Source organism: Stenotrophomonas sp. 63632_Sma (assembly GCF_056482875.1).
On the sequence record NZ_CM151220.1, the window covers coordinates 4284136 to 4296783 of the forward strand.

The 12648-nt window shown below is 66.6% G+C and carries 11 protein-coding genes; all 11 read right to left on the reverse strand.

Features of this window, described 5'->3' with window-relative positions:
- Positions 1–32: 32 nt before the first annotated feature.
- The 11 genes from ACZK45_RS19900 to ACZK45_RS19950 all read right to left on the reverse strand — a co-directional run bounded on the left by ACZK45_RS19900 (position 33) and on the right by ACZK45_RS19950 (position 12498).
- Entirely contained in the window at positions 33–923 is an 891-nt protein-coding gene (locus ACZK45_RS19900; RefSeq protein ID WP_032130286.1) for an energy transducer TonB, read from the reverse strand.
- Between the two features lie 75 nt (positions 924–998).
- Positions 999–2729 (reverse strand): bifunctional isocitrate dehydrogenase kinase/phosphatase, encoded by a 1731-nt coding sequence (gene aceK / locus ACZK45_RS19905; protein ID WP_071229347.1) that lies wholly within the window; start codon positions 2727–2729, stop codon positions 999–1001.
- Between the two features lie 168 nt (positions 2730–2897).
- Positions 2898–3257, reverse strand: coding sequence for a hypothetical protein (locus tag ACZK45_RS19910; protein WP_005419760.1), 360 nt, complete (start codon positions 3255–3257; stop codon positions 2898–2900).
- A gap of 53 nt (positions 3258–3310) precedes the next feature.
- Complete coding sequence (locus tag ACZK45_RS19915) at positions 3311–3727, reverse strand: roadblock/LC7 domain-containing protein (RefSeq protein ID WP_478445130.1); 417 nt, start codon at positions 3725–3727, stop codon at positions 3311–3313.
- Positions 3720–4268, reverse strand: a complete 549-nt coding sequence (locus ACZK45_RS19920; protein ID WP_005411282.1) for a GTP-binding protein — start codon at positions 4266–4268, stop codon at positions 3720–3722. Before ACZK45_RS19920 ends, ACZK45_RS19915 begins: the two co-directional genes overlap by 8 nt.
- Entirely contained in the window at positions 4261–5223 is a 963-nt protein-coding gene (locus ACZK45_RS19925) for a hypothetical protein (protein WP_478445131.1), read from the reverse strand. The genes ACZK45_RS19920 and ACZK45_RS19925 overlap by 8 nt, the downstream gene beginning before the upstream one ends.
- Positions 5224–5531: 308 nt before the next feature.
- Positions 5532–7754 carry an NADP-dependent isocitrate dehydrogenase gene (locus ACZK45_RS19930; RefSeq protein WP_478445132.1) on the reverse strand — a complete coding sequence of 741 codons (2223 nt, stop codon included), beginning with the start codon at positions 7752–7754 and terminating at the stop codon, positions 5532–5534.
- Between the two features lie 916 nt (positions 7755–8670).
- On the reverse strand, positions 8671–9183 hold the full coding sequence (locus ACZK45_RS19935; RefSeq protein ID WP_125895952.1) for a hypothetical protein: 513 nt from the start codon (positions 9181–9183) through the stop codon (positions 8671–8673).
- Positions 9184–9227: 44 nt separating this feature from the next.
- Entirely contained in the window at positions 9228–9521 is a 294-nt protein-coding gene (locus tag ACZK45_RS19940; RefSeq protein WP_005419771.1) for a LysM peptidoglycan-binding domain-containing protein, read from the reverse strand.
- A 219-nt stretch (positions 9522–9740) separates the two neighbouring features.
- On the reverse strand, positions 9741–10559 hold the full coding sequence (gene queF, locus ACZK45_RS19945; RefSeq protein WP_478445133.1) for an NADPH-dependent 7-cyano-7-deazaguanine reductase QueF: 819 nt from the start codon (positions 10557–10559) through the stop codon (positions 9741–9743).
- A gap of 619 nt (positions 10560–11178) precedes the next feature.
- Positions 11179–12498, reverse strand: coding sequence for a M20 family metallopeptidase (locus ACZK45_RS19950; RefSeq protein ID WP_071229371.1), 1320 nt, complete (start codon positions 12496–12498; stop codon positions 11179–11181).
- Between the last annotated feature and the right edge of the window lie 150 nt (positions 12499–12648).

The window sequence follows — 12648 nt, forward strand, 5'->3', positions numbered from 1 at the left end:
CGGAGCCGGGCTGCCCGGCTCCGCAGCGGGTCTCAGCCCTGCGCCAGCGGGGTCAGCAGGCGCAGGCCGCGCTTGGCGCCGTCCACCATGTAGACGCCGCCTTCCGGCAGCAGATCGCTGCCGACCTGCTCGACCGGGTCCGCCTCGCGCCACGGGACGGTCTGCCGCGGCCCCGGAATGAAGGCGCGCCAGCGGCCATAGCGTTCCGCCACTGCATTGGGATCATTGTTCAGGGCGAAGTTCACCGGGATGCGAACCGTCCAGCTGTCCCGGGTGCTGTCCTCGCCGGTGGTCGGCGGCTTGAAGGTCCACGTGCGGGCGGTGCTGACACTGGCTCTGGCCAGGATGTCGCGCATCTTCGCCAGGGTCCGCTCAGGTGCGACCACGGCCATGTTCACCTGCTCGGCGGCCACATCGGCCACCGTTCCGTCACGGGCCACCTTGACCAACAGCAGCACCTCACCCTGGCCACCGTTACGGTAGGCCGCTTCCGGGTAGCGCGGCGGCGTCATGTGCAGCTGGGTCACCGAATCGGTGGCCTTCGGATCGTACTCGCTGAAGTCGACACTGGTCATGCTGATTTCATAACCGCCATCGGCCGCAGCCTTGCCGCGCAGGCGAACGCGCAAAGGGGCCCGCGTGGCCACCGCCTGGCCATCGCGCAGCGTGGGCTCGAAGCGCCAGCCACCGATGGTGCCTTCCACGAAGGAGGCGATGCTCGGGGCCACCATGGCTTTCTGGTCCAGCACCAGCGAACGGACCGCGCCCTCCGGCGTGACCTCGATATGACCGGACAGCACCATGCTCATTTCCGCAGTCGCACGTACAGCACGTGCGGTCTGCGCAGTGGCATCGCCTGCAAGCAGGGGGGCGCCGGCACCTACGGCCAGCGCGAGGGCGAGAAACAGTGGGGAACGCATCATTGCCGGATCCTTGGTGATGAACGGCGAGCCTATCCCAGTCCCAGCCGCCATGACAGCCGGTTCACGCCAGCCGGTTCACGCCAGCCGGTGTGCGCCCGCGTAGGGCGGCGTGTCCGGATAATCACCCCGGGCGAAGCGTTCCTGCAGGCCCTGCCACCAGCCCGGGTCGAACAGGTGCCGGTAGTGCTCGCGCACGGCTGCCAGCTCCGCAGCAGGCAGGCCCATGAACGGACCGAAGCGCTCGGGAAACACGTCGCGCGGGCCGACATGGAACCACGGCTCGTCGGCCATCGCTTCCTCCGGCGTGCGTGGCTGCGGCCAGGCGCGGAACACGCAGTCGCTGACCAGGCACAGCTCGTCATAGTCATAGAACACGGCCCGGCCGTGCCGTGACACACCGAAGTTCTTCGGCAGCATGTCGCCGGGGAAGATGTTGTTGCGCGCCATGTCGGTGATCGCCTGCGCGTAGTCGAGCACCGCCGCACGCACCGCCTCGCCGGACTGCTCGCGCAGGTACAGATTCAAAGGACGGAAACGACGTTGCACATAGCACAGTGCGACTTCGACCTCGTCGCCATCGACACGTACGCTCTGCGCGCACTGCTGCAGCAGCTCTTCCAGCAGGGCCGGCGCGAAGCGCTCGCGCGGGAAACGCAGGTGGCGATAAGGCTGCGCATCAAGCAGGCGGCCGACACGATCGAGATTGAACACCAGCGCGTACTTCTCTTCCACCTGCTGCCGCGACATTGCCTTGGGCCAGGCGAAACGGTCGCGGATCAGCTTGAACACCAATGGATAACTGGGCAGGGTGAACACCGCCATGACCATGCCCGGCGTGCCTTCGGCATGCACCAGCCGTTCCTGCGGATGCTCGTTGAAGTGGCGGAAGAAGGTTCGGTAGCGCTCGGTCTTGCCCTGCTTGGCACGTCCCAGCACCGTGTAGATCTCGTCGATCGGCTTGCCCGGCAGCAGGCTGCGCAGGAACACCACCGCGTCGCCCACGGTGCCCAGGTCAGCCTGGAAGTAGCTGCGCGACACGCCAAACAGATGGGCGACATCACGGCGCCGGGTCAGCACCGCATCGGCACGCAGGCCGCGCGCATCGTTGACCAGGGCAATCACGCATGGCGAAAAGCGATGCTCGCCGAACACGCGGCCAACCAGGTAAGCGCGGCGCTCGCGGTAGAACACCGTGTCGAGCAGTTCGATGCTGCGTACCGGCGTGTCCCCCCAATGGGCGAGGTCGTCCTGCAGGCGCACGGCGATGGCCGCCGCACAGCGCAGCTGGTGCGCATAGGGGATGTCGAAACGGTAGTCGGCCAGCACGCGTTGCAGGGCCTCCACCGGCCGCGTCGGCGAGACCGCGTAGGTATGCCGCGCGACAGGATGGGTGATTGCATCGGAGGGCTCGACGTCGAAAGCAATGAATTCCAGCGCCGGGTCCACGCCGCGGGTAGCGAACAGGCGCCGCGACAGCGTGTTGTAGAAGGTCTTGTACAGCTCGGCGTCGATCAGGCCCTGCAGCAGCCCGCTGTACTGCGCGTGCACCTGCAGCCACAGCGCACGCTCGCCGATCGCGTCACCGGCGAGGCGGCGCAACGCATCCATCTGCTCGGCGATGCACAGGTCGTACAGGGCGATGCGCTCGACCGCATCCTGTCGCGCACCAGCCCAATCGCGCTGCTCGAAGCGCTGCCGCGCCCGCGCGGTGATCGCCGCGAAGCGGGCATGGTACTGCTCGAAACCATCGCGGATGGCACCGGCGATACGCGGCGCCAGCTCGGCAACGATGTCAGGCGTGGACATGCAGGGCTCATCCGGGAGGACCGGCTTCACCATACGCTGGCGTGGGGTGGCTTGTGTAGAGTCGAGCCATGCTCGACTGCTTTTGGCCGAAGTCGAGCACGGCTCGACTCTACAGAAGGCAGGGGCAGAAGCAGTCGAGCAAGCTCGACTCTACAACGCGCCGGCGGATCAGATCGCCAGTTCGGCCTCTACGTCCTGCACCTTGCGCCGCGCCAGCGCCAGGTTGGATTTGGTCCGGTCCAGCACGATGTAGAAGAACAGGCCCTTCTTCTTCGCCACCGGGCGCATGATGTGGTACGCCTTGCCCAGCGAGATCAGGATGTCCTCGATGCTGTCGTTGAGGTTCAGCGACGCGGCGGTCTTCATCTTGGCGCGGATCACTTCAGTGTTACCGGCGGCGGCCACTTCCATGTCCATGCCGGCACCGGCTTCGCCCAGCAGCATGCCGCTTTCGTAGTCGACCAGCGCCACTGCCTGCGCGCCGTCGATGCCCATCAGTGCGTTCAACGATTCATTCAATCCAGCCACGTCGCACCCCTTGTCGATGTTGGTTCGAGCCCCTCGTTCCCCTGCGGCCGGGCTCACGATCCGCCGAGTTCGGCCAGGATCGCCTGGCCACATTCCCTGCTCTGCCACAGCACCTGGCCGATCACGCTGCGCTGGTCGCAGGCCGCCATCAGCAGCAGCGGTGCGCGCCCTTCAGCCTGGATCGCCAGCATCAGTACCTTGCCGCCCGCGGCCTCCAGCATCAGCGTCTGCAGATCGCCCAGCAGCAGTTCGCGGCCCACTGCCGCGGCCAGCGCCAGCATCGCGCTGGTCATCGCTGCCAGTCGTTCGCCACGCCCATCGGCGCCGGCACTGACCAGGGCAAAGCCATCGACGCTGGCCAGCACTACCGTACGCACGCCTTCGACCCGCTGCTGCAGGTCCTGCAGCAAGGGCTGCAGGCGCTCACGCTGGCCGGCGTCGGGCAGTAGCGCCACCTGCCCGTCAGCCATGCGCGGCCACCAGTGCGTGCGCTTCCATCTCGCCCATCAATACATCCATCAGCAGCAATCCCTGTTCGCGGTCGCGGGTATCCACGGCCAGTAGCGGCAGCGGCTGGTCATCAAGGCAGGCACGGGCGGCCCAGTCATCCAGCGCGGCGTGCGGTGCCTGGTCGAGATGGGTGACGGCCACCACCAGCGCCAATGACGATGCGAACGGCCGCAGCACCTGCAGGTAATCCTCCAGTTCGGCAACCACGCCCGCGCGCCGCGCATCCAGCAGCAGCACGGCGCCGCGGGCGCCCTGCAGCAGGATCGGCCAGAGGAAATCGAAACGCTGCTGTCCCGGCGTGCCATACAGGCGCAGCCGCTCGCCATTGGGCAGGTCGATATCCGCATAGTCCAGGGCGACCGTGGTGGAGGCCTTGTCGGCACCGAGGCGGTCGCTGTTGGCCACGTCGGTGTCGACCACCGCGCCGGCCGCGATGCTGCGCACCAGGGTCGACTTGCCACTGCCCATGCCGCCCAGCACCACCACCTTGTGCTCACGCATTGCGCTCGCTCCCACGCAGGTGACGCCACAGGCGGGCGAGCAGGCCGTTGTCAGCGCCGACAGCGCGTTCCGCCAGCGGTACCGCCGGCGCTGCCTGCAGCTGCGCGTAACCGCACAGGTAAGCGGCATGAATGAAATCGCGCACGGCCGCAGGCGGCAGATCAAGCAACATCGCGCACTCGTCCACCGTGCACGCGCGCTTGAGCAGCAGCGAGCACAGGCGGAAGCCATCATGGTCATGGCCCAGCACACGGAAATCGGGCCAGCGCAGCAGCTTTACCGAAGCACCGCGCAGGCGTTCGTCCAGTGCCTGCCAATGGCGGCTGCGTTGCGCCCATTGCCACAGCAGCGGCCGCAGTGGCTGGCGTGGCCGCTCGCCGGCCAGGCCATGCAGGCGTGCGGGTGTCAGCGCATCCAGCTGCAGGCGTTCGAAGGCATCGGCCAAACGCTCCACCAGGGCCGTAGCCGGTTCCTGCAGCAGCACGGCCTGGTCATGCTCAAGGTCCATCAGCAGGACGGGATCACCCGCATCACTCAGCAGGGCCTGGCCCTGTCGCAGCGGCAGCCGCTCGCGCAGCAGGCGGGTGATGGCATGTGCACCATCGGCCAGGCGGATCGGCGCAGGTGCATGCATGGCCAGGGGCTCCGGTATCAACTGCATGCGGCGCAGCGCGCGGCCGATGGCACTGTCATCAAGCACGTCCTGGTGCCCGTCGCCATCGCGCAGCTGGCCGCCGATATCCTCGATCCAGCACTGCAATCGCGGGCGTTGCTGGCGCATGCGCTGGGCCGCGTTGCGCAGTGCAGGGGTATCGCGGATGACCAGCAGGTCGCAATCGTCCAGATCCTGGCTGCGGCGGATCTGGCCATCCGGCAGTGCCGACGCCAGGCGCAGCCGTTGCAGCAGGGCCTGCTCGCCCTGGATGTCGGTTCCCACTACCAGCACGCGTGCCATCCGTGTTCCCCGAGCGACCACCTCCCCGGTGGTCTCGCGTCGCCAAGGCTAGGGCATTGCCAGCGAAGACCGTCGTGATCGACTGCTCAGATTGAAGGCGGTTGCAGACTGCCTCCTATCGTTTCTGCGACGGCCATCGCGGGCAAGTTTCATGCCCCTTTGACGGCATTCCGACAGCCGATGGATGTCACGGTTCTGGACCCCGGTAGATCCACGCCATGCGTGGATGAAGGGCCGCAGTAATCCTGGCCCAAAAAGAAACCCGCGCCGAAGCGCGGGTTCCGGTGTCACGGCCGAACGGCGATGGATCAGCCGCGCAGCTGCTCCAGCGCGGCGTTGAAGGTCGCGCTCGGGCGCATCGCCTTGCTGGCCTTGGCCACGTCCGGGCGATAGTAGCCGCCGATGTCCACGGCCTTGCCCTGCACTGCGATCAGCTCTTCGACGATCTTCTGCTCGTTGTCGGTCAGCGCCTTGGCCAGCGGGGCGAAGCGCGCCTTCAGTGCGGCGTCCTCGTCCTGCGCGGCCAGGGCCTGGGCCCAGTACAGCGCGATGTAGAAGTGGCTGCCACGGTTGTCGATGCCACCCAGCTTGCGCGACGGCGACTTGTCGTTGTCCAGGAACTGGCCGTTGGCTTCGTCCAGCGCCTTGGCCAGCACACGGGCCGCGGCGTTGTCGTAGCGGTTGCCCAGGTGTTCCAGCGACGCGGCCAGGGCCAGGAACTCACCCAGCGAATCCCAGCGCAGGTAGTCCTCTTCAACAAACTGCTGCACGTGCTTCGGGGCCGAACCACCGGCACCGGTCTCGAACAGGCCACCACCAGCCATCAGCGGCACGATCGACAGCATCTTGGCGCTGGTGCCCAGCTCCATGATCGGGAACAGATCGGTCAGGTAGTCGCGCAGCACGTTGCCGGTCACCGAGATGGTGTCCTCGCCCTTGCGGATGCGGTCCAGCGAGAACGCGGTGGCTTCCACCGGCGGCAGGATGCGGATGTCCAGGCCGGCGGTGTCGTGGTTCTTCAGGTACTGCTCGACCTTGGCGATGACCTGCGCGTCGTGGGCGCGGGCGGCGTCCAGCCAGAACACGGCCGGGGTGCTGCTCAGGCGGGCGCGCTCGACGGCCAGCTTGACCCAGTCCTGGATCGGCGCGTCCTTGGTCTGGCACATGCGCCAGATGTCACCGGCTTCCACGGCGTGCTCGAACACCACGGTGCCGGCATCGTCGGTGACCTTGACCACGCCGTCGGCGGCGATCTGGAAGGTCTTGTCGTGCGAGCCGTACTCTTCGGCCTTCTGTGCCATCAGGCCGACGTTCGGCACCGAACCCATGGTGGCCGGGTCGAAGGCGCCGTGCGCCTTGCAGTCGTCGATGACGGCCTGGTACACACCGGCGTAGCAGCGGTCCGGGATGACGGCCTTGGTGTCCTGCAGCTTGCCTTCGGCGTTCCACATCTTGCCGGAGTCACGGATCATCGCCGGCATCGAGGCGTCGACGATCACGTCGCTCGGCACGTGCAGGTTGGTGATGCCCTTGTCCGAGTTGACCATGGCCACGCCCGGGCGCTGTGCGTACTCGGCCGCCAGGTCGGCTTCGATCGCAGCGCGGGTGGCCTCTGGCAGCGACGGCAGGCGCGCAGCCAGGTCACCGATGCCGTTGTTTGCATCGAAACCGGCCTGCTTGAGCACGTCGGCGTGCTTGGCCAGCACGTCCTTGTAGAACTCGTTGACCGCCACGCCGAACATGATCGGGTCGGAGACCTTCATCATGGTCGCCTTCAGGTGCAGCGAGAACAGCACGCCCTGGGCCTTGGCATCGGCAATCTGCTCAGCGATGAACGCGGCCAGCGCCTTGCGGCTCATGACGGCGGCATCGACGATCTCGCCCGCCTTCACTGCGGTCTTTTCCTTCAGCACGACGGTGCTGCCGTCCTTGCCGTGGAAGGTGATCTTCAGCGAACCGGCGTTGGCCAGGGTGGCCGACTTTTCGCTGCCGTAGAAGTCACCGGCGGCCATGTGCGCGACGTGCGACTTCGAATCCGGCGCCCAGGCACCCATGCGGTGCGGGTGCTTGCGCGCGTAGTTCTTCACCGACAGCGGCGCGCGGCGGTCCGAATTGCCTTCGCGCAGCACCGGGTTCACCGCGCTGCCCTTGACCTTGTCATAGCGCGCCTTGTAGTCGCGCTGCTGGTCGTCGGCCGGGGTTTCCGGGTAATCCGGCAGCGGATAGCCCTGGTCCTGCAGTTCCTTGATGGCCGCCTTCAGCTGCGGCACCGAGGCGGAGATGTTCGGCAGCTTGATGATGTTGGCGTCCGGCGTGGTCGCCAGCTGGCCCAGCTCGGCCAGATCGTCGCTGACCTTCTGCGCGTCGCTGAGCAGTTCCGGGAACAGCGACAGGATGCGGCCGGACAGCGAGATGTCACGGGTTTCCACCGCGATGCCTGCGGTGGAGGTATAGGCGTCGACGATCGGCAGCAGCGACTGGGTGGCCAGGAACGGTGCTTCGTCGGTCAGCGTGTAGAGGATCTTGGACATGGGGGACTTGGACTCTGTAGCAATGCTCAGGGGAAGGCCGGCGCCAGCGCCGGGCCACGTGCAACCGTGTCGCGCGCGAGGCCGGGCCCCGCGCTTTCCCCCGTCGCCGTCAGGGTGGGCGCGCGGCGGGGAAACCCCTGCATTGTCGCGTTTTCAGCCGCGCGGGGCAAAGCTGTGCCATACGCGGCGGTACTGGACCGCTGTGTTTCGTCGTTGGCTCGCTTCCGGTCAGGAAGCTGAGGCTTGATGGCTAATTCGACTTCTCGCTCGTTGAGGCACGCATGACCCACTCCGACAATCGCTGCCCCCACTCGGCACGCCTTGGACAGATCAAGGTCTGCGAGCGCTTGCTTTGCTGGAAGTTGCAGATTCGGAATCCCCCAACGACGGCGGCCAGGCTGGCGAGTTCATCAGCCGTCGCTGCAGAGCCTCGGATATGCAGCGAACCGGCGCCAGATGATCCGGGTCGAACGTAGACGTCGTACCGGGTGGAAGGTCCTTCCGCCCTTGCATACCCCGACACGACATATCCGCCGTCCGTGAAGCGCAGATCCGGCGTGCTTCCTGACGCAGGCTTTTCGGGGGCATCGCCCTCGTAGATCAAGGCGACTTCCCTACCTTCATGCCTGATGCGGTGCAGACCAAAGTCAACAGGTGCCTCGTAGGTCACGGACATGCCTGTTGGCACGCGCAGACAGGCGCCGTATAGGAAGTGGTCGCAGCTGTAGCTCCAGAGATTCGCGGGTCCCATTGCGAGTGTGAGCGCAATCCAGCTGAGCATGCTGTCCCCCGACCTGTCCGTGTTCCGTTCAGCGTACCCCGCTAGCCTCCCTAAAGCGGGCATCGCCCAACAAAAAAGGACGCAGCCTCGCGGCTGCGTCCATCGTGAGCCCTGCCGGGAGAGAGTCGGCAGGACTTACTTGACCTCGAACTCCTGCGGCGTTCCGGCCGCCTTGCCATCGACGGTGACTTCGGCGCGGTACTTGCCGGCCGGCCAGCCCTTTGCATTCTTGAACGTGACGTTGGTGGTTTCCGCACCGCTGGTGTTCAGGGTGGCGTTCTGTTCGCCGGCCACCTGGCCGTCCTGGTAGGTCAGCTTCGCGCCAACGGTGACGTTGTTGGCAGCACCGTCGGTCTTGACCGAGACGATGACGTCATCCTTCGGTGCGAACAATGCCGTCGTCGCAACCGACTTGTCGGCGGCTGCGGTCTTGCCGACGGTGACCGAGGAGACGCTGACCGCAGCGGCTTCGGCCATCGGCGGCGGTGCGCCGGTCATCGGCGCGGGAGCTGCAGGTTCGGCCGGGGTGGTCGCTGCCGGGGCGGCGTTGCTGTCGGTCGACTCTTCTTTCTTCTTGCAACCGACCAGGGCAACGCTGCCCAGCAGGGCGGCAATCAGGGCGGTCTGGAGCGGGGTGGTCTTGATCATTCGGGGTTCCTCCCAGGGATTGTCGGACGGCGTTCGATCGCCGTTTACTTCGGCGGCAGTTTCAGGGTCTGGCCCGGGAAGATCTTGTCCGGGTCGTCAAGCACATCGCGATTGGCTTCGAAGATCTTCTTCCAGGCATTGGCGTCGCCCAGATGCTGCTTGGCGATCTTCGACAGCGAGTCACCCTTCTGCACGGTATAGGTGCCGCCGCTGACAACGTCTGCGGTGCTGTCCACCGAAGCGCTGACGCCGGAGAAGTCCGCCTTCGGCACCTGCTCGGCGGTACTGTCGACACTGCCACTGACGCCGGAGAAATCGGCTTTCTTCTCGGTACTCATCCACAACTCCCGTCTGCATGACTACGTGATTCGCACGGTGCCATGGAGGTTGTTAAATGGGGATGGTGCAGATGTGAAGCCGCCCCCCGGGGCGGCTGAACAATCGGGGGAATAGACGCCCGGTAGTGCCGGCCGCTGGCCGGCTTGCGCTGGCCCTGGATGCGGGTTCCCTGCGGTTGCCGGCCAGCGGCCGGCACTACCCGTAATCGCCTGCGGCAGTTATTGCCGCAGTTCGCGGTAGGTCGCAGCGGGGGCGGCGATGCCGGGACTGGCACGCCAAGGGTTGATATCAAGGCCACCACGGCGGGTATAGCGCGCCTCCACTTCCAGCCACTGCGGCTGGCAGCGGGCGGACACCTCGCTGAAGATCCGCTCAACGCACTGCTCGTGGAACTCGGCGTGCTCGCGGTAGCTGACCAGATAGCGCAGCAAGCCGGCGCGGTCGATCTTCGCCCCGCGGTAACGCAGGCTGACCGTCGCCCAGTCCGGCTGGCCGGTGACCGGGCAGTTGGACTTCAGCAGCGACGAGACCAGGGTCTCCTCCACCACCTCGCCCGCGTCGGCAGTCAGAAAGTCCGCCTGCGGCGGGCCGTAGCAGTCGATCTCCACGTCCAGTCCGTCGATGGATTCACCGAGCGGCGTCTCACGCAGGCCCGGCAGGCCGAACTCGATCTGGACCGGCGCACCGGCGCAGGCAGACAGGTCGTCGACGATGCGCGCGCGCAGTGCCTCGGCGCTGTCGATACGGGTGCTGTTGAGGGAATTCAGGTACAGCTTGAACGACTTAGATTCGATCAGCCGCGGCGAGGTGCACGGCACCTGCACGGTGGCGACGGCGACCTGCGGCTTGCCACGCGTGTCGAGCCAGCTCAGCTCGAAGGCATGCCAGCGGTCATGGCCGACGAACGGCAGCGCGGCGTCGTCGAGGCCGATCTCGGCGCGGGCACCGCTGCGGGGGATGGGAAACAGCAGGCCGGGATCGTACTGCGACGGGTAACTGACCTCGCGACCGAGGCTGGAATCCTGTGGGGTGTTCATGGGGGCATTGTATCGCGCGGACGGCGGGCCTTCGGCCGGGCCGGCCAACGGCGGAGCCCCTCCGTGGTGGTTGTGTTGGATGGTCGCGAAAGGCGGTCTATCGGCCTGGCCGGGTGGGCAGGCGGGTCGGGGGACGCCGTTAACCCGTCCTTGGGGGCTTGGCCGCGGCTTGCTCGTGTGCGCTGTCCTGCGCACACGGCAAAACCGGGGTTGGGCGTCCTGCCCAGCCCGCCCGAGGCATGCCTCGGGCCCATGCCGCGGACACCCCCGCCCCGCCTACCCACCCGGCCCCTGACAGTTCCCTGCACGCGGCCACCACCACGGGAAAGATCAGAAAAATCAAAATCAAAAGCCAATCCTTCAGACATTCCGGATGTCTGCCCGTGTCGACCAAGGTCGACACCCACCAACAGCCGCGTGAACCTGTCGGGGGCGGGGCGGTGTGGGCCTGCAGGACCGTTGGCGCCATGGATGGCGCCATCGAGCCCCCATGGACGGGTTTACGGCGTGTCCTGCAGGCCCACACCGCCCCGCCCAACCAACAGAAATCCAGCACCGCTTTTGCCGTTGACGTTGCCGTTGCTTCGGCGGGTGCAGGGCGCAGCCCTGCCTGAAACCCTCACCCCGCAGGAGTGCCGGCACCGTTCAAGTAATCCAGGCTCACCTGCAGCAACGCCCGCAACCCGACATCCAGCGCCTTCTCATCCAGCAGGAACTTCGGTGAATGATTCGCCGGTGCCGTCGCCGGGTCGATGCCCACGCTGGTCGAACCGACGAAGAAGAACATCCCCGGCACTTCCTTCGCGTACAGCGAGAAATCCTCCGCACCCATCTGCAGCGGTGGCTCGTACACGTTGTCCTTGCCCACCACCGCCTGCAGGCTCGGCAGCATCTTCGCGGTCAGCGCCGGGTCGTTCACCGTGGCCGGGTTGCCTTCAGACTCGTAGATGTCGGTCACCGCCTTGGCACCGTGCGCGGCGGCAGTGTGCTCGGCCACGTTGCGCAGGTCGGCGAAGATCTGCTGGCGCATGCCTTCGTCGAAGGTACGGATGGTGCCGACCATTTCCACTTCATCCGGAATGATGTTGTAGCGGATGCCCCCGTTGATCGCGCCGAAGGTCAGCACCGCCGGCTGCTTGGACAGGTTCGCGCGGCGGCTGACGATGGTCTGCGCGGTGCCGACCAGGTCAGCGGTGGCCACGATCGGATCAACACCGTTCCACGGCGCCGAGCCATGCGTCTGGCGACCGATCACCTTGATCCCGAAACGATCCGAGGCGGCCATCAGCGGGCCACCGCGCACCGCGATCTGCCCAGCCTGCACGCTGGAGAACACATGCAGGCCAAACACGGCTTCCGGCTTGAAGTCGGCGAACAGGCCTTCCTTCAGCATCAGGGCAGCACCACCCTCTTCCGGCGGCGGTGCACCCTCTTCGGCCGGCTGGAAGATCAGCATCACCTGGCCCGGCAGATCCTTCTTCATCGACACCAGTGCCTCGGCCACGCCGAGCAGGGTGGCGGTGTGCGCGTCATGGCCGCAGGCATGCATCACGCCCACGGTCTGCCCGCGGTACTGGTCGGTGGCTTTCGAGGCGAACGGCAGGCCGGTCTGTTCGGTCACCGGCAGCGCGTCCATGTCCGCGCGCAGGGCGATCTTCGGCCCGGGCTTGCCGCCTTCGATGATCGCCACCACGCCGTGGTGGGCGATGCCGGTCTTCGGCTTCAGGCCCATCGCACGCAGGCGCTTGGCGACCTCGGCCGAGGTGCGCACCTCACGGTTGGACAGTTCCGGGTGCTGGTGGAAATCGCGCCGCCATTCCACCACCTTGGCCTGCAGCCGCTGGGCGGCAGCGGTCACCTCCGGGCGCTGCCCGTCCTGGGCGTGGGCAAGAGCCGGCAAGGCCAGCAGCAGGGCGGACAGCAGCAACGAACGGCGCATCACGATCTCCACGGCAGGGGGTTCCAGCTGAATGTAGGGCAACACCGCCGCTACGGGAACCTCCGCGGCCGGATCCGGTCTTAGCGCCCGTCCCATCCGTCATGCAGGAAACGTGATGTGGCGCAGGTATGCTTTGCGCATTGCCAACCG

Coding starts and splice junctions, on each gene's coding strand:
- ACZK45_RS19900 (WP_032130286.1), bottom strand. CDS start 923: ATGATGCGTTCCCCACTGTTTCTCGCCCTCGCGCTGGCCGTAGGTGCC.
- aceK (WP_071229347.1), bottom strand. CDS start 2,729: ATGTCCACGCCTGACATCGTTGCCGAGCTGGCGCCGCGTATCGCCGGT.
- ACZK45_RS19915 (WP_478445130.1), bottom strand. CDS start 3,727: ATGGCTGACGGGCAGGTGGCGCTACTGCCCGACGCCGGCCAGCGTGAG.
- ACZK45_RS19920 (WP_005411282.1), bottom strand. CDS start 4,268: ATGCGTGAGCACAAGGTGGTGGTGCTGGGCGGCATGGGCAGTGGCAAG.
- ACZK45_RS19925 (WP_478445131.1), bottom strand. CDS start 5,223: ATGGCACGCGTGCTGGTAGTGGGAACCGACATCCAGGGCGAGCAGGCC.
- ACZK45_RS19930 (WP_478445132.1), bottom strand. CDS start 7,754: ATGTCCAAGATCCTCTACACGCTGACCGACGAAGCACCGTTCCTGGCC.
- ACZK45_RS19935 (WP_125895952.1), bottom strand. CDS start 9,183: ATGATCAAGACCACCCCGCTCCAGACCGCCCTGATTGCCGCCCTGCTG.
- ACZK45_RS19940 (WP_005419771.1), bottom strand. CDS start 9,521: ATGAGTACCGAGAAGAAAGCCGATTTCTCCGGCGTCAGTGGCAGTGTC.
- queF (WP_478445133.1), bottom strand. CDS start 10,559: ATGAACACCCCACAGGATTCCAGCCTCGGTCGCGAGGTCAGTTACCCG.
- ACZK45_RS19950 (WP_071229371.1), bottom strand. CDS start 12,498: ATGCGCCGTTCGTTGCTGCTGTCCGCCCTGCTGCTGGCCTTGCCGGCT.